Annotated in this window: 19 protein-coding genes and 1 pseudogene; 6 read left to right on the forward strand and 14 right to left on the reverse strand. The window is 69.6% G+C overall.

Annotated features, from left to right (window positions below; all coding sequences use genetic code 11):
* From ACTWQJ_RS09250 to ACTWQJ_RS09260, 3 genes are all read left to right on the forward strand, one after another.
* Positions 1 to 358 (forward strand): amidohydrolase family protein (locus ACTWQJ_RS09250; RefSeq protein WP_443306136.1); only part of this gene is annotated, 358 nt, incomplete at its 5' end.
* Complete coding sequence (locus ACTWQJ_RS09255; protein WP_443306137.1) at positions 358 to 588, forward strand: hypothetical protein; 231 nt, start codon at positions 358 to 360, stop codon at positions 586 to 588. The genes ACTWQJ_RS09250 and ACTWQJ_RS09255, both read left to right, overlap by 1 nt.
* Positions 579 to 1,088 (forward strand): GNAT family N-acetyltransferase, encoded by a 510-nt coding sequence (locus ACTWQJ_RS09260; protein WP_443306138.1) that lies wholly within the window; start codon positions 579 to 581, stop codon positions 1,086 to 1,088. Before ACTWQJ_RS09255 ends, ACTWQJ_RS09260 begins: the two co-directional genes overlap by 10 nt.
* Here the strand turns inward: ACTWQJ_RS09260 and argB are convergent.
* From argB to ACTWQJ_RS09275, 3 genes are all read right to left on the reverse strand, one after another.
* On the reverse strand, positions 1,072 to 1,944 hold the full coding sequence (gene argB, locus ACTWQJ_RS09265) for an acetylglutamate kinase (protein WP_443306139.1): 873 nt from the start codon (positions 1,942 to 1,944) through the stop codon (positions 1,072 to 1,074). The genes ACTWQJ_RS09260 and argB overlap by 17 nt on opposite strands.
* Positions 1,941 to 2,594, reverse strand: a complete 654-nt coding sequence (locus ACTWQJ_RS09270; protein ID WP_443306140.1) for an isochorismatase family protein — start codon at positions 2,592 to 2,594, stop codon at positions 1,941 to 1,943. Before ACTWQJ_RS09270 ends, argB begins: the two co-directional genes overlap by 4 nt.
* Positions 2,595 to 2,709: 115 nt before the next feature.
* Complete coding sequence (locus tag ACTWQJ_RS09275; protein ID WP_443306141.1) at positions 2,710 to 3,459, reverse strand: TioE family transcriptional regulator; 750 nt, start codon at positions 3,457 to 3,459, stop codon at positions 2,710 to 2,712.
* A 58-nt stretch (positions 3,460 to 3,517) separates the two neighbouring features.
* On the opposite strand from ACTWQJ_RS09275, the gene ACTWQJ_RS09280 reads away from it, so the two are divergent.
* On the forward strand, positions 3,518 to 4,720 hold the full coding sequence (locus ACTWQJ_RS09280; protein ID WP_443306142.1) for an erythromycin esterase family protein: 1,203 nt from the start codon (positions 3,518 to 3,520) through the stop codon (positions 4,718 to 4,720).
* A 256-nt stretch (positions 4,721 to 4,976) separates the two neighbouring features.
* On the opposite strand, the gene ACTWQJ_RS09285 is transcribed toward ACTWQJ_RS09280, so the two are convergent.
* From ACTWQJ_RS09285 to ACTWQJ_RS09305, 5 genes are all read right to left on the reverse strand, one after another.
* Entirely contained in the window at positions 4,977 to 5,951 is a 975-nt protein-coding gene (locus ACTWQJ_RS09285) for an NmrA family NAD(P)-binding protein (RefSeq protein ID WP_443306143.1), read from the reverse strand.
* Between the two features lie 117 nt (positions 5,952 to 6,068).
* Positions 6,069 to 7,103, reverse strand: a complete 1,035-nt coding sequence (locus ACTWQJ_RS09290; RefSeq protein ID WP_443306144.1) for an alpha/beta fold hydrolase — start codon at positions 7,101 to 7,103, stop codon at positions 6,069 to 6,071.
* Positions 7,104 to 7,133: 30 nt separating this feature from the next.
* Complete coding sequence (locus ACTWQJ_RS09295) at positions 7,134 to 7,835, reverse strand: SDR family oxidoreductase (RefSeq protein WP_443306145.1); 702 nt, start codon at positions 7,833 to 7,835, stop codon at positions 7,134 to 7,136.
* A 621-nt stretch (positions 7,836 to 8,456) separates the two neighbouring features.
* Positions 8,457 to 8,744, reverse strand: a complete 288-nt coding sequence (locus ACTWQJ_RS09300) for a CocE/NonD family hydrolase (protein ID WP_443306146.1) — start codon at positions 8,742 to 8,744, stop codon at positions 8,457 to 8,459.
* 50 nt (positions 8,745 to 8,794) lie between these two features.
* Positions 8,795 to 9,610 carry an oxidoreductase gene (locus ACTWQJ_RS09305; RefSeq protein WP_443306166.1) on the reverse strand — a complete coding sequence of 272 codons (816 nt, stop codon included), beginning with the start codon at positions 9,608 to 9,610 and terminating at the stop codon, positions 8,795 to 8,797.
* Positions 9,611 to 10,000: 390 nt separating this feature from the next.
* Here ACTWQJ_RS09305 and ACTWQJ_RS09310 point away from each other — a divergent pair, with 390 nt between their 5' ends.
* Positions 10,001 to 10,534, forward strand: a complete 534-nt coding sequence (locus ACTWQJ_RS09310; protein ID WP_443306147.1) for a TetR/AcrR family transcriptional regulator — start codon at positions 10,001 to 10,003, stop codon at positions 10,532 to 10,534.
* 85 nt (positions 10,535 to 10,619) lie between these two features.
* Here ACTWQJ_RS09310 and ACTWQJ_RS09315 read toward each other — a convergent pair whose 3' ends face one another.
* On the reverse strand, positions 10,620 to 11,189 hold the full coding sequence (locus ACTWQJ_RS09315; RefSeq protein ID WP_443306148.1) for a TetR/AcrR family transcriptional regulator: 570 nt from the start codon (positions 11,187 to 11,189) through the stop codon (positions 10,620 to 10,622).
* Between the two features lie 53 nt (positions 11,190 to 11,242).
* Between ACTWQJ_RS09315 and ACTWQJ_RS09320 the strand changes: the two genes are divergently transcribed.
* Entirely contained in the window at positions 11,243 to 11,848 is a 606-nt protein-coding gene (locus ACTWQJ_RS09320) for an alpha/beta fold hydrolase (protein WP_443306149.1), read from the forward strand.
* Positions 11,849 to 12,046: 198 nt separating this feature from the next.
* On the opposite strand, the gene ACTWQJ_RS09325 is transcribed toward ACTWQJ_RS09320, so the two are convergent.
* The 5 genes and pseudogenes from ACTWQJ_RS09325 to ACTWQJ_RS09345 form a co-directional block, all read right to left on the reverse strand.
* Positions 12,047 to 12,781 carry an NADPH-dependent F420 reductase gene (locus ACTWQJ_RS09325; protein ID WP_443306150.1) on the reverse strand — a complete coding sequence of 245 codons (735 nt, stop codon included), beginning with the start codon at positions 12,779 to 12,781 and terminating at the stop codon, positions 12,047 to 12,049.
* Positions 12,782 to 12,922: 141 nt separating this feature from the next.
* Positions 12,923 to 13,519: a TetR/AcrR family transcriptional regulator gene (locus ACTWQJ_RS09330; protein ID WP_443306151.1), complete on the reverse strand. Its 597-nt coding sequence runs from the start codon at positions 13,517 to 13,519 to the stop codon at positions 12,923 to 12,925.
* Positions 13,520 to 13,837: 318 nt separating this feature from the next.
* Positions 13,838 to 14,023: pseudogene (locus tag ACTWQJ_RS09335) on the reverse strand (CorA family divalent cation transporter); the annotation flags it as partial.
* Positions 14,024 to 14,333: 310 nt separating this feature from the next.
* A complete protein-coding gene (locus ACTWQJ_RS09340; RefSeq protein WP_443306152.1) occupies positions 14,334 to 17,123 on the reverse strand; it encodes a GH32 C-terminal domain-containing protein in 2,790 nt (929 codons plus the stop codon).
* A 205-nt stretch (positions 17,124 to 17,328) separates the two neighbouring features.
* Complete coding sequence (locus ACTWQJ_RS09345) at positions 17,329 to 20,259, reverse strand: GH32 C-terminal domain-containing protein (protein WP_443306153.1); 2,931 nt, start codon at positions 20,257 to 20,259, stop codon at positions 17,329 to 17,331.
* Positions 20,260 to 20,498: the final 239 nt, after the last annotated feature.

Consider the following 20,498-nt stretch of genomic DNA (forward strand, 5'->3'; position numbering starts at 1 on the left):
CTACCGTGGCAGGGCGTTCCTGGACCACGGCATCACGCTGGTGGGCAGCTCCGACCGCCCCGTCACGGACGGATCCCCGCTGCGGGCCGTCCAGTTCATGGTCGAGCGTGCCTCCGAGTCCGGCCAGGTGATCGGCCCGGACGAGGGCATCACCGTCGACGAGGCGCTGCGCGCCTACACGGTCGCCGGCGCCTTCGCCTGCCACTGGGAGGACGACCTGGGAAGCCTCACCCCGGGCAAGCTCGCCGACCTGGTCGTACTCGGCGACGACCCCCGGCGCGTCGACACGTCACGCATCGGAGACATCGAGGTGGTGGCGACGTACGTCGACGGCCGTGAAACCGACAGGCCGGCGTGATGAGCAGGAAGGCGGCGGTCGTGGAGAGCTATGCGCACCTCTGGGAGGAAGACGGGCTCCCGCGTCGCTGGGTCGTCTGGAACACGGCCGGCGAGACCCTGGTCTTCGACAGGGAGACCAACTGCCCCGTGGACATCGGCGACGAGTCGGTCCTGCACGAGGTTCTGCGCCGGATGCGCGCAGCGGGCGTACCCGAGACCGACGACTATCCGGGCCGCCCGTGCGCGTAGGGCTGACCGGGCCGCATACGCTCCTCGCGCCGACGTTCTCCGTGCGCGTCGCCCGTGAGGAGGACGCTGCCGCACTCGCCGAACTGTCCCGGCCCTTCGTCCGCTCGGGGGCGCTGCGGGAGCGGCCCGTATCGCTCTACGCCACCCACGCGGCCGACTTCCTCGTGACGGAGACCCCTGGAGGCGCTCTCGAAGGCTGCGTGGGCCTGCGCGTGCACCCGGCCGGACCGGGGGAGGGCCGCAGGCCCGCGGGCGTGGTGTACAACTTCTGCGTGGCCGGGCAGAGGCAGGGAAGCGGAGTGGGGGCCGGGCTCCTGCGCGCCGTGCTGGCCAGGGCGCGCGCCCTGGCGCTCGGTGGCCTGTTCACGGCGACGACCGGCAGCGGCGGCCTGTTCCTCCGGTACGGCTTCACGCCCACGACAGCGCGCCTGGCACCCCAGTCCTGGGCAGAGTCCCTGGACCCACGGCGCAATGCGCGGATCCTCAGAAGGACTCTGTGACCGGGCTGTTGTCGGGAACCACGGTGGTGCCGGGCCCGGCCTCGTCGAGGACGCCTCGCAGTACCGCGTGCGGCACGCGGCCGTCGAGCACATGTGCCCTGCGCACACCGCCGCGGACGGCCCGCAGGCAGCCCTCCATCTTCGGCAGCATCCCGCTCGCCAGCCCCGGCAGCAGCCCGTCCAGCGCGTCGGCCGTCAGGCGCTCGATCACCTCGGTGCTGTGCGGCCAGTTCGCGTACAGCCCCGCCACATCGGTGAGCATCACCAGCCGCTCGGCGTCGAGGGCCACGGCCAGGGCCGACGCCGCGAGATCGGCGTTGACGTTGTAGACCTGCCCGTCCTCACCGCGTGCCACGGGGGAGACCACCGGGATGTGCCCCTGCTCCAGGAGCGTGCGCACCATGCCGGGATTCACGTCCACGATGTCGCCGACGAGACCGATGTCCACCGGCCGGCCGTCCACCCAGGCCGGCCGCCGCACGGCCGTCATCGTGTGCGCGTCCTCGCCCGTCATACCCACGGCGAACGGCCCATGGGCGTTGATATGCCCCACCAGCTCCCGCTGGACCCGTCCGGTCAGCACCATGCGCACCACCTCCATGGTCTCCGGCGTGGTCACCCGCAGGCCCGCCTCGAACCGGGTCTCCAGGCCGAGGCGGCCGAGCATCGCACTGATCTGCGGCCCGCCCCCGTGTACGACGACCGGACGCAGGCCCGCGTGCCACAACTCCACGATGTCCCGGGCGAACGTCCGCTGCAGGCTGGCGTCCACCATGGCGTGGCCACCGAACTTGACGACGACCGCGCTGCCCCGCAGCTCCTCCTGACGGCCCGATGCCGCGTGCGATGTGGTCACGCGTTCTTCGGCTCCCTGTGCAGGAGAAGACCGCGCAGCAGACCGTCCGTCATACAGACCATGCCGCTGCGTGCGGCCCACCGGAGGGCCAACGCGTGCTCCTCGGCGGAGAAGTCGGCCACCGCGTCGGCGACGACGAACGGCTGGATGTCGTTCATGAAGGCGTCCGCCGCGGTCAGCAGGACGCCGAGGTGCGCGTACACCCCGCAGACGATCAGCTGGTCGCGGCCCTTCGACCGCAGCAGTCGGCCGAGATGGCTGCGCAGGAAGGCGTTGTGGCGCACGTTCGCCAGCAGATGCTCACCGGGCCGAGGTGTGAGGGGCTCCACGATCGCGGCGTCCGGCTCGTCCCCGATCCCCGGACCCCACATGTCGGCGACGAGCCCGCGCTGCCCCGGCGGCTGTCCGGCCGGCTCCGCACTGAAGACGACCGGCATGCCCAGCGTCCCGGCCAGTTCCCGGAGCGCCGTGATGTTGTCGACGAGTTCCACCACCGGGGAACGCCTCGCCGGGAACGTGCCGACGAAGTGGTTCTGCATGTCGTGCACCAGCAGCGCGGCGCGCGCCGGATCGATTCTCCAGGAGACACGCGACCGGGGGAGGGCGGTGCGGTCCGGCATCGGGTAGGAGTCGATGGCGGGCAAGCCCATGCGTGGTTTCCCTCCCCCTGAGGACGCGCGCACCGCTGGGTCCGAACTGCCGACATTTGCTTAGCTTAGCCTAACCTAATTCAGTGCGATCCGGTTTCGGGGACGGCGCCTAGTCTCATCCGCGCTCGCGGAGGTACGCCTCCAGCTCTGCGGCCCCGGTCAGCATCGCCCGCCCGCGGGCGGACAGCCGACCGTGCCAGTCGCACAGGGCGGCCTCCAGCGGCTCCAGCCCGCCGGCCGCCCGCACCTGGGCGATCAGCGGGGCGATCTGCTCCAGCAGGTAGCCGCCCCGCCTGAGCTGGTGGGCCAGCCGGGCGTCCCGTACGTCGGCCTCGTCGTAGACGCGGTACCCGGTCCGCGGGTCGCGGCGCGGGCGCACCAGCCCGGCGCGCTCCCATTTGCGCAGCGTCGCGGGCCGGACTCCGAGCTTCCCTGCCAGCGGCCCGATGAACGTGCCGCCGGGGCCGGACACCGCGGCCGGCTCGGACCCCACACCGGGCTCGGACGCCGCAGTGGGCTCCAGGTCGCGGAGGGCGCTCTCCACGGCCTGGAGGGTCCGCCGGTCGTCGAGGAGCTGGGCGTGGCTCTCGTCGATGAGGCGGAACGCCTCATCGGCCGCGCCCTCGTTCACCGCCCGCATGATCGACGTCGCCGTCCGGTGGCCGTGGCCGGGCACCAGGGCAAGAAACGCGCGCAGGGCCCCGGCGTGCAGCGAGGTATAGGTGCGGTAGCCGTGGGGTGTGCGACCGGCGGCCGGAAGGATGCCGGCCTCCTCGTAGTTCCTGATCGCCTGCGTGGACAGACCGTGCCCGCGCGCCAGATCAACCGGCCTGAGTCGCTCACCGTTTTGAAGGTTTCGCCCCATGGAACTGACCATATCGCGGGAAAGTTTCAATCGAAGGTTCAACGATACCGTTGAAGGCATGGCGACTGACATCAAGGACACCGCCCATGCCGTCGAGGCTGCCGCCGTCATGAGGCTGCTCCCGGCCCGGCCTCGGCTGCTCGCCCTGGGCGAGCCCACCCACGGCGAGGACACTCTGCTCGACCTGCGCAACGAGCTCTTCCGGCAGCTCGTCGAGCAGGAGGGCTACCGGACGATCGCGATCGAGAGCGACTGCATGATGGGCCTGGTCGTGGACGACCACGTCACCTCGGGCACGGGCACCCTCGACGAGGTCATGGAGCACGGATTCAGCCACGGCTGGGGCACCTCGGCGGCCAACCGCGAGCTCGTGCGCTGGATGCGTGCCTACAACGACGGCCGGCCCGCGTCCGAGCGGCTCCGCTTCGCCGGTTTCGACGGCCCGCTGGAGATCACCGGCGCCGCGAGCCCCCGGCAGGCCCTCACCGCACTCCACGGCTACCTCGAGGCCCGGGTGGACGCGGACCTGCTCCCCTGCACCGCGGAAACACTCGACCGCCTGCTCGGCACCGACGACCGGTGGACCGATCCCGCCGCGATGATGGACCCGGCCCAGTCCGTGGGGCAGTCGGCCGAGGCCGGGGAGTTGCGGCTGCTTGCCGACGATCTGGTGGCGCTGCTCGACGCGCAGACGCCGCACCTGATCACGGCGACCTCGCGGGACGACTGGGACCGGGCGTGCCTGTACGGCCGCACCGCCACCGGCCTGCTGCGCTACCACTACTGGATGGCCGACACCTCACCGGCCCGCATGACCCGGCTGGTGGGCCTGCGGGATTCGATGATGGCCGCCAACCTGCTCGCCATCGCCGAGCAGGGACCGGCGCTGGTGCATGCCCACAACGGGCATCTCCAGCGGGACAAGAGCACGATGCGGATGGGCGACCTGCCGGTGGAGTGGTGGAGCGCCGGCGCGCTCGTGAGCGCCCGTCTGGGCGAGAGGTATGCCTTCCTGGCCACGGCCCTCGGCACGATCCGGCACCAGGGAGTGGACACGCCGCCGCCGGACACCGTCGAAGGACTCCTGTACGCGCTCCCGGAGGACCGCTGCGTCATCGACGCCCCGCGGCTGGCCACCGCCCTCGGCGACACGCGGCCCGCGCCCCGCGTATCCCCCTGGTTCGGCTACGCCCCGCTCGACCCGGCCCACCTGGCGGACAGCGACGGCATCGTGTTCGTCAAGGACGTCCCGCAGAGCTAGTGCCACCATCAGCAGTCCGGCCTGTCGGGGCGCCTCGGATGCGCGGATGTGCTCGGCCGGCACGTCGGGGTCGGCGAGGTAGATGCGGGTGTAGGCGCCGGACTCCGGTTCGAAGCGCCAGCTTTCGTCCAGTGTTCCGGCGTCGACGTACGGAGGATGCATCCGTTTCTCTTTCGGCAATACGGAGGCATCCTCCGCATTGTCAGAAGGGGCGGGATCCGACGAGCCGGAGGGGTGGCCAGGACCGCTCAGCGGCTCAGGCAGACGCCAGCTTCCGGATGCGCGGATGGTTCTCCAGCGCCCACCGCACGGTCTTCGGCGGGCGCCCGAGCAGGGTTTCCAACTGGTCGGTGACGCCGCGGTACCCACCGCCGCCCATCAGCCGGGTCAGGGTCTTCAGGTGCTCCGCGATGTGCGGATACGCGGACAGGGCGGCGTCCACATAGGCCTCGTTCCAGGTTTCGACGTCTTCGGGAACGTAAGTGACCTGGCGTCCCAGCGCGGCCGCGTAGTCCTCCGCGAACCCGTGCATGTCCTTCAGCTCCGGACCGGTGAGGTCGTAGGACTTCGAGATGTGCGGCTCCGGGTCGGCCAGGATCTTCACGCACAGCTCCGCCACGTCGTAACCCGCGATGGGCGCGAGCTGGTGGTGGCCGAAGGGCAGGCGCAGTTCACCGTTGCTCAGCGGCTCCAGCGCCAGCCAGGTCATCAGGGGGTTCTCGACGAACATGGCCGCCCGCACGTTGACGGTCGGGATGCCGGACCACTCCAGCACCTGCTCGGCGACCCAGTGGGCCCGTTGCTGCGGCGACCACTGCGTGACGAGTCCGCCGAGCCATGAACGCCGCTCTTCCTCCGGCGCGGTCATCTTCTCGAACGTCATGAAGGACTGTTCGTACTCGGAGATGTTGACGAAGACCTCGATGTCGCCCTGGGCCCGCGCCGCCGCGGCCATCAGGCTGACGGCGTCGGTGTAGTACGGCGACAGGCTCATGCTGAAGTAGATGCGGCGGACGCCCTTCAGCGCGGCGGTCACGTCGGCGATGTTGAGCAGGTCACCGACGAAGACCTCGGCCCCTGCCTGGCGGAGCGAGTGCGCGCGTTCGTCGTCCTGGCGCACGAACGCGCGCACCGGGTGCCCTTGTTCGAGCAGCATGTCGACCATCGTCCGGCTCACACCACCGATTTCGCCGGCGGCACCGGTGATCAGGATGGGGTTGCGCTCTGGCATCAGTGTGTCCTCTGTCTGGTTGGGGTGAATCAGCTGTTCAGAAAGCCCAGGAGGTGGTCGGTGACCGTCTTGGGCTGCTTGTCCGGACGGTGCCGGCCAGGCGGATTCTGCGTAGGGTCATCGGGGCGCCGGGCCGTCGATGCGGGCGAGGAAGTCGAGGAGTGCGGCGTTGACCTCGGCGGGACGCTCCTGCTGAGTCCAGTGCCCGCAGCCCGGCAGCACCACCGGGCCGTGCAGTTGAGGCGCGGCAGCGCTCAGCGGGTTGCCCGATCCGCCCTGGCCACGGAAGATTTCGCTCAGCGAGCTGCCCCCGCCCGGGCCGCGCAATGAGGTGACCATGTCGCGGTCTCCCACCACGTACAGCGCGGGGACGTCGATCCCGCGCCCCCTAAAAGGCGCGAGCAGTTCGTTGTTGCGTTCGATGTTCCGGTACCAGTTGAAGGCTCCGGTGAACGCCTGCTCGCCGTGCAGGGCGAAGTCCTCGGCGTACGCCTGGATGTCCTCCTCCGTCAGCCAGGCCGGGAGAGCGGGCGACTCCGGCATGGTGTCCAGGAGCCCCAGACCGTCGGGTACGACCAACGGGCGGGGCTCCCTGCCGAGCGGGTTGTCGCCCGAGGCACCGACCAGGAGGCGGCGCAAGGAGTCCGGGATGTCCTTGGCGAACTCCGCGTCAGCGACTCCCGGCTGCTGGAAGTAAACCTGGTAGAAGCCCTCGCCGTACTGGGTGCGGGTGATCGAGGGCGGGACCATCCCGCCCGGCAGAATGGGCGGAACACTGAGCCCGGCCACCGCGCGGACCTTGTCCGGGCGCAGCATCGCCGCGGTCCAGGCAACGGGTGCACCCCAGTCGTGACCCACGACGACCGCCTGCTCCTCCCCCAGCTCCTCGATCAGGGCGATCACGTCGCCGACGAGGTGGAGCAGGGTGTACGACGTGACGTCCGGCGGCTGCTCGCTGCGGGCGTAGCCGCGCTGGTCGGGGGCAACGACCCGGTATCCGGCCGCCGCCAGCGCCCCGAACTGGTGACGCCAGGAGTACCAGCTCTCCGGCCAGCCGTGCAGCAGCAGGACCAGCGGCCCCTGCCCCTGCTCGGCGATGTGCAGCCGGACCCCGTTCACATCGACGAAGCGGTGGGTGAGCGAACTTTCCACGAGGAACTCCTTGAAATGCGTGAGTGCGTGCTACTGCTTCAGCTGGGCGTACATGGCGTCCAGGTCGGCGGACAGCTGGGACTTGACCCAGCGGGTGGTGTCGTCGGCCAGCACCTCGTGCGCTCCCGCCTCGATGCCGTCGAGCGCGGCCACGGCGACGTCGCGGGGGTCGGCCTTGGGCGCGTCGATGCCTGACGTCATGTCGGTGTCCACGTAGGCCACGTGGAGCCCGGTCACCGCGATGCCGCGCGGCTGCAACTCCAGGCGCAGAGAGTTGGTCTGCGACCACAGGGCGGCCTTGGAGGCGCTGTAGGGCGTGCCGTCGGCCAGCCAGGACAGGGCGGAGTGGACGTTGAGGATGTGACCCCCGCCCTTGCGCTCGATGATCGGCGCGAAAGCCCGGGTGACCAGCAGCGGCCCGTAGAAGTTGGTCTCCAGATCCCGGCGCACGTCGTCCATCGGGGAGTTGAGGTACGAGGCGCCGACGGAGGCGCCGGCGTTGTTGATCAGGATGGTGACGTCCTGGGCCTGCTCGGCGGCGGCTGCCACGGATGCCGGATCAGTGACGTCGAGCGCCAGCGGAACGGCATCGGGGTGCGTCACCGAGCGCGGGTCACGGGCCGTGGCATAGACCTTGCCGGCACCGCGTGCGTAGAGCTCCTCGACCAGCACCTTGCCGATGCCCCGGCTGCCTCCGGTGACGAAGACGGTGGCGCCCTTGATTGCTGTCACGACTACCTCCAGGAAATGGGAAACCGATCGGTTTCATCCACCGTAAACCGATCGGTTTCCTCGTGCAAGTCGGTTGAGTCCTGCTTTCAAACCCGCAGTGATCAGGTGAGTTCGGAAACGAGACTCAGGGGGGGTGTCGGATGATTACGACGCGCGGCGTCGAGTGAAGTCGGCGGATCCCAAGCTTCCGGGGAGGCTGGCCGGGCATCCGGTGCAGGCCGTGCTCGCCTGGCGTGCGGCGGGTGACGTTGGCGAGCGCAGACGGAGCGAGGAGCTTGGGCAGAGTTCAGCGGAGGGGCTTGCGGAGGGGCTTGAGGAGTGCCGCGTCGTACGGCTCGGCGCCACCGGGACCGCTCTGGTTCTGCGGGCGGGTCGGCGAGGCGGGCCTCGTACTGCCCGGACTTTCCCCGACAGCCGGAAGGAGACAGGGAAGTCAGGCGTGACGCCCGCCCGGACCGCCGCGACGATCTCGGCAGTGACGCGGTCCGTGGAGCTCCGGGCCGTCGAATCCCGGCTCGTGCAGCCGCGACCGCTACGAGGGGGAATGGATGAGTCCCCTTGGTGACGATCGGCCCCATGTCCGCGGCGGCCCGACGGACGCGGTACGGGGCCGTGTCGAGGTCACCAGTGCGGGCCTGTCCACGAAATGGGCTGCGACTTCCACGGCTCCCACTCCCCGTCGGAGACGAACCAGCCACGGGTGTCCTGTACGACGACCATGAAGCCGCGCCTGGCCGCCGCCAGGGGATCGAGCCCGATGGCCGCCACGGGCGTGTGCTTGCCGTACGGCAGCCGGCTCAGCAGCACCGGCCACGGTCCCGTACCGCCAGGCCGGTAGACATCCGCGCGCAACACCGTGCCGTCACGCATCTCCGCTGGAACATCGAACTCGATCTGGATCTCCGCCATGTGGCGCTCCATGTGCGTCTTTTTGCGGGTGTGCTTGGGTGCGGCGGGCGTCAACCGGCCAGCTTGTTCATCTTGCGGATCTGCTTGTCGAAGGCCCAGGCGGGAGCGACGCGGCGCAGTGCGCTCGCACGTCCGGCCATGGGGCCGGCGGTGTAGCGCAGCTTCGGCTTGGCGTCGGTCGCTGCCGCGACGATCGCCTTGGCGACGATGGCGGGGGCGTCGCCGTCCCTGGTCGCCTCCGCCATCACGCGGTCGACGGTCTGCCGCTGCTTCTCGTAGACCTGCAGGGGCGTGTCGGGCTTCGCGCTGTTGGTCTCGAATCCGGTCCTGGTGTAGGCGGGTTCGACGATAAGCGCCCGGACGCCCAGGTCACGGACCTCGTGGTCCAGGGACTCGGAGTAGCCCTCGATCGCATGCTTGGAGGCGGCGTAGGCGGCCATGTACGGCTGGGGCAGGAACCCGAGTACGGACGAGATGTTGATGATGCGCCCACGTCCCTGAGCGCGCATGTGCGGCAGGACCTCGTTCACCATGCGCATGACCCCGAAGACATTGGTGTCGAAGACGCCCTGGGCCTGCGCGATGGAGGTTTCCTCGGCCGCACCCATCGCGCCGATGCCGGCGTTGTTGACCAGGACGTCAATCCGTCCGAACTGCACGATCACCTGCTGGACCGCGGTGGTGACCGAGGCGTCACTGGCCACGTCGAGGTCGAGGAACGTCACACCGCCGAGCGGGGCGACGCGTGAGGTGTCGCGGCCTGTGCCGACCACGTCGAAACCCGCTGCGACCAGCGCGAGCGCGGTTTCCCTCCCGATGCCGGATGACGCACCCGTCACGAGTGCCACCGGCCGATTTGTCGTCATCATGGATTCCCGAGCACGTTGAGAAACTGATCGGTTTCCCTTCACCGTAAACTGATCGGTTTCCATGCGCAAGTTCAAGCGTCAACCCGATCCGGGCCGCGTCACCGTCTGCGCTGAGGTCGATTCCGTCGTCAGAGGGCCGACGTTCGGCCGCCGTCGGGCCGGACGCGTCCGCCCATACGCTGGGAGCCGTGCGGTGCGGGGGCTTCGCGGCGCCTGCGGGGCCTCGGTGAGGGTGGGGCGGAGCGCTGTCGTGACGCGCGGCAACCCGGGGCCCGTCTCATGGCGGTCGGCATTCCGTGGTGTCGAAACAAGGGCCCTGCGGGCCCGCGCCCCGTCAGGCGGCAAGGCGCCTGACGCAAACCGACCGGCGCCTGCCGGACGGACGGCATGGCCAGGATCGGTGCGCAGGAGAGACGCTGGAGCGTCATCCGCGCAGCGATCGCCGAGTTCGCGCTCAAGGGCTGCTACGGCACCTCTACCGAGGGGATTGACAAGCGTGTCGGTGTCACGCAGCCGTATCTCTTCAGGCTCTTTCCGGCCGAGAAAGCGATCTTCGTCGCCGCCTTGGCGCGGAGCATGGAAGACACTCGCCTGGCTTTCGAGGGGGCGGCCAAGGGGGTGGAGGAGGGCGAGCAGGCCCTCCAGGCCATGGCGAACGCCTACGCGCGGCTGGTCTCGGCGCACCCCGAAACGCTCCAGATGCAGATGCAGGGATACGCCATCGTGGCAGCCGCCGAGGCTCAGGGCGATGACCAGATCGGCGAACTGGTCCGGGTCGGCTGGATGAGGCTCTGGCAAACCGTGCACCTGCCGCTGGGTGCCGATGCCAACGAGACGACGGCCTTCCTCGCGCACGGCATGCTCGTCAACACCCTTACGGCCATCGGGCTCCCCTCCGATTGCCGGGAAGCAGGGGCGTGAAGCCATGGGAGCCGCTCCGGCTGCCGGAGACGGGCATCAACCCGGAGAGCGCATCGGTCACCGGGCCTGCTCGAAAAGGGATGCGTCAGCGCATGCCTGCCGCATCGAGCAGGGTGGTCACAGTGGGCGCGATGAGCCCAGTCAGCTTGTCGGCTCCGATCCCCGCACGGGCACTGGCGCCGTCGAAGACCAGGCTGAGCTGCCGGGCCAGCAGGTCGGGATCGCTCGCCCCACCCTGTTCGGCCTCGGAACGGAAAAACTCCGTCAGGTTCGCCTTGACCCGGTGGGCCACCCGGCTCGCAGGGTGGCTCTGATCCTTGAGCTCGATCTGAACAGCCAGGTACCGACAGCCTTGGAACTCCGGCGCACCCGCCTGCGACTCCACCTGCTCGAAGACGTGCAGGATCCGCTCGCGGGGTGACCGGCCGTCATCCGTCGTGGGCAGGAGGGTCGCCACGAAGGCAGAGGCACGTTCCTCCAGGCTCGCTGCCAGCAGTTCGTCCTTGCTTTCGAACAGCTGGTACAGGGAGCGCTTCGACACCCCCGCCGCCTTGCACAGAGCCTCGACGCCGATGCCGACACCGTCTAGGTAGGTGAGCGTGGCCGCCGCCTCCAGCAGCCGCTCTCTGGTACTTGGCTTCACTTCGGTGGTCATACTGCGAGGTTAACTCGATGCGGACGAATTGAAAACCGATCGGTTTTCAGGGTGTGGCGGGGGACATCACCCTGTTCGGTCAGGACTGGGGCGGGTTCGTCTTCCTCGTGCACGTCGGGCTCACGCCCGACCGGTTTGCGGCTGCGGTCGCCGCCAACACCGGCCTGACCGACCCGGACGTCATGGCCGCGTTCACCTCGGAGCAGTTCGCGCCTGCGGCCGGCGCATTCCTGCACTGGCTGGAGCAGTCCGAGTCGCCCGACCTGACCGCCTTGTGGGCCGTCGGCAGCCCCGACAGCGCCCTCAACCAGACCGCCCACGTCCTCACCGAGGAGGAAGCGGCCGCCTACGACGCTCCCTTCCCGTCCGAGCGGCACTTCGCCGGAGCGCGGCAGTTCCCGCGGCTCGTACCGCTCGACGTCACAGACCCGCCCGCCTCGATGCTGCGCCGCGCCTGGGCCGGGCTGGCCGCCTTCGACAAGCCGTTCCTCACCGCCTTCGCCGAACACGAAGACATCACGCGCGCATTCGAGCGGAGCCTCCAGACCCGCGTCCCAGGTGCGCAGGGGCGGGACCATGTGAAGGTCCCCGACGCCGGTCACTTCCTGCAGGAGCAGCAGCCGGACCTACTGGTCGATGCCATCCTCAGCCTCGGCTGACAGCCGACTGCACGGCGGCCACCACATCTGCCCATGACCGAGCCCCGTCACCGGTCGTACCGGGCCAGGCCCGGCCTTCGCGACGAGGCCCAGCGACATCGCACAGCACTTCGCCGACGTTGCGGGGACGCCCCTGACCCGCAACACCCCAGAGAACCTCGTGTCGTCCCGTGCACGAGTACGGCGGCGTCGGGTGGGTCAGCGGTGGGCGGAGCGGTTGATCTCGACGACCTCCTTCAGGGTGGGCGTGGACGTGAGGGCGGCGAAGCGTTCCATCAGGCGGTCACGTGTGCGTGGGGCCTCGGCCCGGTCGGCCGCGGCCAGGGCCGGACCCAGTTCCTTAAGGGTCAACTCGGTGCAGTAGGCGGGCGTGCCGGGCTGCTGGCGCCAGGAGTCGGCCAGCGCGCCGGCGTCGAAGGGGTCGAAGCCGGTGTCGTCCACGAGGCGCATGGCCACACGCCGTGCCTCATCGGAGTCGGCGGCAACCGGGATGGCGAGGCGGCCCGGGGTCCCCGCCGGAACGCCCTTGGTCTGCTGGGTGTCGGCCAGGGCGGCGTTCCATGCCTTGACCACGGGCCGCCCCAGTTGCTCGGTGACCCACAGGCTTTCCACCTGTCCGTTGTCCACCGCGTCGATGCGCCCGTTGAGGTGGGGGTAGTAGTTGGAGGTGTCGATGACCACCGTCTCGCCGGGAACGGAGGCGAACAGGCCGGCCAGTTCCGGGACCCGGTGGAAGGGGATGGACAGGATGATCACGTCCTTGTCCTGGACGGCAGCGGCAGGGGTCGCCGCGCGGGCTCCGAACTTCAGCACGTCGTCCGGGACGACCTCGGGGCCCCGGGCGTCCGCCACCTGAACGTCGTGACCGGCCGCGCTGAGCTTGCGGGCCAGATTCCCCCCGATCGCTCCTGCACCGATAGCAGCAATTCTCATGATTTGTCCCTTCAAAGGTTGCGCTACCCCTGAGGGCGGCAAGATGTGATGAATGTGCGGGCGGGGCTGCTGGCCGTCGCCGGGAAAACCGTCGGCTCCCAGGATGTCCAGGCAGCCGACTATGAGGGAGCGGCCCGTGGCCTACGCCTCGTCGTCCCGCTCGCGGTATCCGCTTTCGATGAGCGTGCGGAGACGGCCGAGTGACGCCTCGTCGGTGGCGTCGGTGCCGCTGATCCAGGCAACGGCAATCGCCGCGAGGAACAGGTCGTAGCCCTTCACCGACGGGCGCACGCGCCCCGCGAGCTGCGCGGCCCGCACGTACTCCTCGGTGGTGGCGATGAGGGTGTCGCAGGGAAGCGTGAGCGGGTTGTCCGGCTCCTGCGCCCTGGCCGCGGCCATGAGCGGTTCCGGCAGTCCGCTGAAGGCGCTGAAGTACTCCTCCATCGCCCGCAGCCACTGCACCAGCGCCTCAGAGGCGTCACCGAGCTGGGCGATGTCGGCCTGGCGGGCCACCAGCTCCTCGGAGCGCGTCTGCAGCACGGCCGCCAAGAGCGCCTCCCGGGTGGGGAAGTGCCGGTACAACGTGCCAGGCCCGACGCCCGCCTCCTTGGCCACCGCCTCCAGAGACGTGCCGACCCCGTACTTCAGGAAGTGACGCTGCGCCGCTTCCAGGAGGGCGGCACGGTTGCGCTGGACGTCCGCACGGGGCTTGCGCCCCTGCTGTCCACTGGCGCCCATACGCCCTCCCACCTCTTGCGCTCCACCAAAACGGAGGCTGTCTCCGTACGCACTCCACACTAAAACGGAGGCGGCATCCGGTCAACTCGATACCGCCGCTCCGCTCTCCTCCGCCGACGGCTCCGCCGTGCGCTACTGGAAAATGCTCACCGTCTGTGATGTGCCGCAGCGGCGGCGACGTTGCGCGGGTAGCGCCGAACAGGAAGCCATGCGGGCTCGTTGCGGAAAGCGCAAGGTGCGGGCTGCCATTCGTTTCTCCCCGGATTCGGGAGGTGGGAGAGCGAACAGTGCACACTGCTTGAGGAGGTGTTGGCCTCCCTAGAGCCAGTCCCGTCGCTTGAAGATGACGTACAAACTGGTGCATACGATGCCCATCAGGGCGATCGCGAAGGGGTAGCCGAACGCCCAGTGCAGCTCCGGCATGTGCGCGAAGTTCATCCCGTAGATCGTCCCGACCAGCGTCGGGGCGAACAGGATCGCCGCCCAGGACGAGATCTTCTTGAAGTTGTCGCCCTCAACGCGCTGACCTGCACAGATCGCTGTAGGAGGGATGCTGACCTGCGGCTTTGCTCCTTTCCGGAGCTTTCACGGTGACGCCGTTTTGCGCGGTTGATTCTCCCCAGCCGCTCCCCAAAGCGGCTTCATTCTCCCCAGATTCTCCCCAGCGATAGGCGGTTTCTGGACGGCGTTCCTGCTGGTGCAGGGCACTGTGGTCCACGGTGTGCTACCTGCGCATACCGCTGCTCGGCCCGCAGCGTCGAGGCTGCGGGCCGAGCAGACTGTGCAGAGGGCCTGGTGCGGCTGGGCTTCTGGGTCAGTCGGTCATGTTGCCCATCTTCCAGACGGTCATGGACTTGACGACGCTGCCGTCACCGAAGAGGCGCAGGCCGAGGGAGTCCTGCCGGAAGGGGTAGGCGCGGGTGGTGATGGACTTGTGGTTGTTTGCGTACGCCTCGATCATCGAGCGGTCGAGGAACACGTCGAGTGTCAGGCTGCCGTTGGCGAGAGTCAGCGGGCCCTTGTGGATGCCGAAGTTGGGCTCGGCGCTGGAGTTGTTCCCGGATCGCGTCCGGTCGACGCCCAGCTGCCCTGCGGGAGCGTCGTAGAACAGGCGGGTCCGTTCTTCGTCTCCGGGGCTGCGGAGCACGTCGAGCCCGAACGTGCTGGCGCTGCCTCGCTCCAGGGTCAGCTTGATGTGGAGCATGTCTCCCTTGATGCCGGCCAGGCGGGTGTTGGCGTCGGTGAGGGAGGTCGGTTCGCTGATGTCGAGGAGTGGTCCGCCGTCGTGGAGGCGGGAGACCTCCTCCACGGGGCGGAACCCGAGGTCACCGTCGGGCTGCATGGACAGTTCGATGGGCAGGCCCGCGTTGTGGGCCCAGCCGGCGTCGTAGTGGGCGCGTTCGGTGCGCCGGTCCTGGGCGATGCTGAAGACGAGGGAGCGTCCCTTGTCGTCCACCGTTCCGCTGGGGCCGGTGAAGTGGTCGCCGTAGTCCATGAGCCGGGGTTCGGTGGAGTCGGGGGTCCAGCGGCGGGTCTGGGCGTCCCAGGTGCCGACCCAGTAGTAGACGTACTTGCTGCTGTACTCGCCGGGGCCGGCCGGGAAGGCCGGGTTGACGAGCAGGGCCCGGCGCTCGCGGCCCTGGGCGTCCTTTCCGATCGGCAGGAAGGTGGGCAGCTCCCAGACCTGGCCGGTCTTGGGGTAGGCCGCCACGTCACCGACCATCAGCGGTCCGGAGTACGTCCAGTCGGTGAGGTTCTTGGAGGTGTACAGCAGGGCCGTGCCTCCGATGTCCCTGCCGTCGGTGGCCTGGACGCCGGAGCCCATGAGCTGGAACCAGGTGTCGCCCTCCTTCCAGACGAACGGGTCGCGGAAGTCACCGAAGCGGACCTTGCGCCCGGCACCGACGTTCAGGTCAGCGGTCTGGCTGGTGACGAGGGTGGGGTGCATCTTCCACTCGACCAGGTCGGTGTCGCTGGGGTCGACGGGGCGGGCCAGGCCCGTGGCCTGGTTGGGGCGCTGGGAGTCGTTGCCGGCCGTGAACAGCAGGACGGGCACGCCGTTCTCGTCGTAAGCGGCGTCGCCGGACCAGACTCCGTCGGGCGCCACGCTGTCCTCGGTGGGCGCGAGTGCGACGGGCAGGTCGCGCCAGTGGACCAGGTCCTCGCTGACCGCGTGTCCCCAGGCGATGTTGTGCCAGTACGGGCCGTGGGAGTTGTGCTGGTAGAAGAGGTGGTACTTGCCCTTGTACTGGATGGGGGCGTGGGGTTCGTTCATCCAGTGGTTCGGGGCGGTGAAGTGGTAGCCGGGACGGTAGCGGTCACCGTCATAGCGCGAACGGTCCATCGCCATCCGCGCCGTGGGCGTGACACCGCCGGCGAAGGTCTGTACGTCCTTCTGGTGGCCGGCGGCCACCAATGCGGGGGTGAGTGCTCCGGTGTGGATCTTCACCTCATCGATGAGTCCGTTGAACATGTTGACGGCGAACGTGCCGTTGATGATGGCGGGCTGGTTGTGACGGCCGATGATCAGGGGAACGTCGGCCTTGGCCAGCCGCGCGCTGGTGGGGATGGCGGTCTGGGCGACCTGCTCGCCGTTGAGGAAGAGCCTGATCGCTCCGTCGGCGGGCGCGAACACGGCCGACAGGTGCGCCCACTTGCCCGCCGCCAGGGCCGCCGGCTTCGGGACCGTCGTCTCGTACCACGCGTCGCCGGTTCCGACGCCGAACTGCCACCTTCCGTGTCGGCCGACACCGAGGGAGAAGCCGCGCTTCGCCCCCTTGTCCTGCTGGTTGACGACCGCCGAAGGCTTGCCGTCGTCACCCCACTCGAACGCGCGCGGCGCGACCCACGCCTCGACGGTCAGGCCGTCCGCGGGCAGCTGCGTCTGCGCCGCGGCGCGCGAGACCCAGGTGGAGTAGCCGTCGAAGAGCAGAGCGCCGGACAGGACGCCGTCCTCCTCGCGCTTCGGGCGCCACAACGGGTCGCTGTCCGGTTTGTACTGCGCGTCGTTGAAGACGTAGCTGATGGGGTCGGCGGCCTGGCTGACCTTTTCCCTGGTCGTGGTGCCCTGGCCCTCGGCGAAGTCCCAGTGGGCGGCGAGTCCTTCCGGGGAGGGGGCGGGCGCCTGGTCGAGTCCGACGCGGACGTCGTCGAGGTTGATGTGTCCCCAGCCGCCGGTGGCCTGGTCGACCGCGGAGATGCGGAGCTGCTCGCCGAGGTGGTCGCGGGCGTCCCAGGTGACGCGGCGGTACGCCTCGTCATCGGTTCCGGTGGCCTTGTGCAGGATGGTTCCGTCGAGGGTGGTCAGCGCGATGTAGAGGTCGTTCTCGTTGCGGCCCCCGGAGACCAGGGCGCTGACCATGCCGGTGCCGGTCAGGGCGAACGGCTCGGACGTCACCGTCCCGGTGGGGGCGTCACCGCCCGCGGCGAAGCCCCACAGGTGGTAGGAGCCCTGCTGGTTGAAGCAGCAGCCCCAGCCCCAGCCCGGGTCGTCGGTGACCGCCCCGTTGAAGGCGGTTCCGGTGGTGGTCCAGCCGCTGAGGTCGCCGGACTCGAAGCCGGGATTCGTCAGCGTGGTTCCGGTCGCGCTGGCGGTCTGCGTCATCAGGGGCGATGTCAGGCCCAGACATATCGCGAGCGCGAGCAGCAAGCGCAGCACACTGCTTCTGGTTGCGCTCGCGGATTTCGATGGTGCACGGGTTCGCATACGAACCTCCGTCGGTGTGGGGTTGAGTTGATCGGGCGGAGCAGGACGTCGGCCCTGGGCGCGGCACGGTCCAGGGACAACGCGTACGGGGTGGGCTGGGGGTTCAGGAGCGCCGGACGGGGACGTTGACGTCGGCGACGTTGATGTGCCCCCAGCCCCCGTCGGCCCGGTCGACGACCTCGATGTAGATCCGGTCGCCGATGTGGGCGGAAAGGTCGAAGACGACGCGGCGGTACTGCTCGGTGCTGCGGCCGGTGGCCTTGGCCAGTACCTTGCCGTCGTCGGCGCGGACGGCGGCCACGTAGAGCCGGTCGGGGTCGTCGCCGCCGGACACGAGCAGGTCGATCACGCCGTCTCCGCCGAGGACCGCGGGGGTGGAGCGCAGAACGCCGGTGGCACCGTCTCCGCCTCCGGAGGGGTTGAAGCCCCACAGGTGGTGGCCGGCCGGGTCGCCTTCGGTCTCGGCCTGGTAGAAGGGGCCGCCCCAGCCCCAGTCCGTGCGGGTGGTGACGTTGGCGTCGCTGAAGGTCGTGCCGGAGACGACGGTCCATCCGGTGAGGTCGCCGGTGGCGAAGTCGTGGTTGGGCAGTGCGTCGACGTCCGCCGGGCGCGGCGGGTCGTACACGGCGGGCGCGGCCGGCGTGTCGTAGGCGCCGTTCATGCGCCAGACGTCCAGGGACACGACGCGGGCCGATCCGCCCTCGCTGGTCAGGCGCAGACCGGTGGCGTCCTCGCGGGTGGGATAGACGCGGCTGGTGATGCTGTTGGTGCCGTTGACGTATGCCTCCAGCATCGAGCGGTCGAGCAGGACCCTCAGCTTGAGGTGCCCGCCGTCGAGTTCCACGCTGCCGCCGTGGACGCCCTTGCGGACGTCCGGGTCGAGGCTGGAACGGCTGCGGTCGATCAGGAAGCGGCGCTCGGCCGTGTCGTAGGTCAGCAGGGTCTCCTCGGTGCCGTCGGCGCAGGCCCGGACCGCCAGAGTGATCGTCCGCGCGCCGCGCGGCTCGATGACGGCGCTGATGTCCAGTAGGTCGCCAAAGACCCCGGTCAGCCGCCGGTTCGCTTCCGCCACCGAGGTCTGCCGGATGCGGGCGAGCCTCGTGCCCCGCAGACCGGCGGCCTCGGCGATCGGTTCGACCACGAGGGTTCCGTCCTGGCGCAGGGAGACGGACACGGGCATGCCGGCGTTGTGCGCCCAGCCGGACTGGGCGTGCTGCTGCTCGGTGCGGCGGTCCTGGGTGATGCTGAAGATCACGGACCGGCCGTCGGGGGTGACGAAGCCGGAGGGGCCGGTGAAGTGCTCACCGAAGTCGAACTCGCGGGGCTTGTCGTGGTCGGGCACGAAGCGGTGCCGGCGCTTGTCGAAGGTGCCGATCCAGTAGTACGTGTGCTTGACGGCGTTCGGGTTGAACCCCTCCCACCACGGACAGATCAGCAGGATGTGCTTGCCGGTGCGCCGGCCCTGGGGGCCGGGGAGCGGGAGGAGTACCGGCAGCTCCCATACCTCACCGGGCTCGGGCATCGTGGCGAGGTCGTTCCAGTGCAGCGGACCCTGGTACGTCCAGGGTCCCTCGGGCCTGCGGGCGGTGTAGACGAGAGCGGTACCGCCGTGCTTGCGGGTGACCCGCGCGCCGTCGTAGTCGACGATGCCGCTGCCGACCAGCTGGTACCAGACGCCGTCCTCCTCCCAGACGAACGGGTCGCGGAAGTTCTCCGCCCACGCGGTTCCCGGCCCGGCCGGCAGACTGGCCGGGGCTTCGGTGACCGGCTCGGAGCGCATCGTCCAGGTGGGCAGGTCGGTGTCACCATCCGCCTGGTAGGTGGAGACAGCGAGCCCGGTGCGCTGGCGGTAGGGCAGGCGGTCGTCGCCGCCGGTGAAGAAGAGGACCGGTCCGCGGTCGCCGTCGACGCAGGCGGATCCCGACCAGCAGCCGTCCGGGCCGACCGAGTCCGCGGCGGGGGCGAGGGCGATGGGGAGGTCGCGCCAGTGCACCATGTCGGTGCTGACGGCGTGCCCCCAGTGGATCTGGCCCCAGAACGGTCCGAGCGGGTCGTGTTGGTAGAAGATGTGGTACTTGCCCTTGTACACGGGCGCGTGCGGCTCGTTCATCCAGTGCCAGGGCGGCAGCATGTGGAACTGGGGGCGGTGCCGGTCGCCATCGAAACGGGTCCGATGGGGGGCCAGGTCCGGGCGGGGCACGCGGTGACCGGGCAGCGCGGCGACCCTCTCGGCGTGCTCGCGCTGTGCCGTCGCGTCGTCCAGGGCGCCCGGGCGGATCGCGAGGCTGTCCATCAGGCCCATGTACATGTTGGCGTGGAACTCGCCGTTGAGCAGGGTCGGGCGGTTGTGCTTCCCGATGAGGAGGGGTTCGCCGGGCGCCGGTTCGGGGGCCTTGTCCGGGGTGGTGGCGGTGCCGATCAGACGGCCGTCGAGGTAGAGGCGCAGCTGGTGGGCGGCCGGGTCGTAGGTGGCCGCGACGTGGCTCCACCTGCCCTTGGCGGCCGGCTGGTCCGGGGCACCCTTGACCTCGATCAGGTCGGTGCCGAAGCCCAGCTGGAAGACGATCTGCCCGAAGCGGCGCAGGCCGAGCAGGAAGCCGGTCCTGGCGCCCGGGTCGTGCTGGTTGACCAGGGCCTGGGGCTTGCCGTCGATGCCGTGCTCGTAGGCGTAGGGGGCGATCCACACGTCGACGGTCATGCCGCCGGCGATGTCGAGCTTGCCGGGCCCCTCGGCGGTGACGACGGTGGAGTAGCCGTCGAAGTACAGGGCCCGGCCGCGCACGCCGCGGCGGCGTACGGGGTCGCTGTCGAGCTTGTAGCGGGCGTTGTTGAAGACGTAGTCGACGGGGGTGGCGGAGCCGGAGACCGCCTCGCGGGCGACCGCGCCGGTGCGCTCGTCGAAGTCCCAACGGGCGGTGGGCTTTTGAGGACCGGACCGACCGCCGGCGGCGGCGAAAGCGGGGGCGAACGAGAGCGGTACGACGGCGCCGCCGACGGCGGCTGATACGACCCTGAGGGCTGTTCTTCTCCTCATGCTGCCTCCTGGGCTGCGTGGCAGACGGCGCCCTGACGGCCTGCCAATTCGATTTAGGTGATGGGTCGGCATGGTTCGGGCGCCGTCGCCGCTAAAGCAAGAGCTAACGCATACGGATTTCAACTTCGCGCCGCTTAGAAGTGCACAAATCGCCACGTAAGGTCACCGTTATGCAGGCGAGATGTCCGGGGTGTTGACAGCGCATGACGAGTGAAGCAATCTCGTCGCACCTTGCTAAT

The sequence above is a fragment of the Streptomyces sp. KR55 genome (assembly GCF_052245645.1).
GTDB classification, from domain to species: domain Bacteria; phylum Actinomycetota; class Actinomycetes; order Streptomycetales; family Streptomycetaceae; genus Streptomyces; species Streptomyces flavusporus.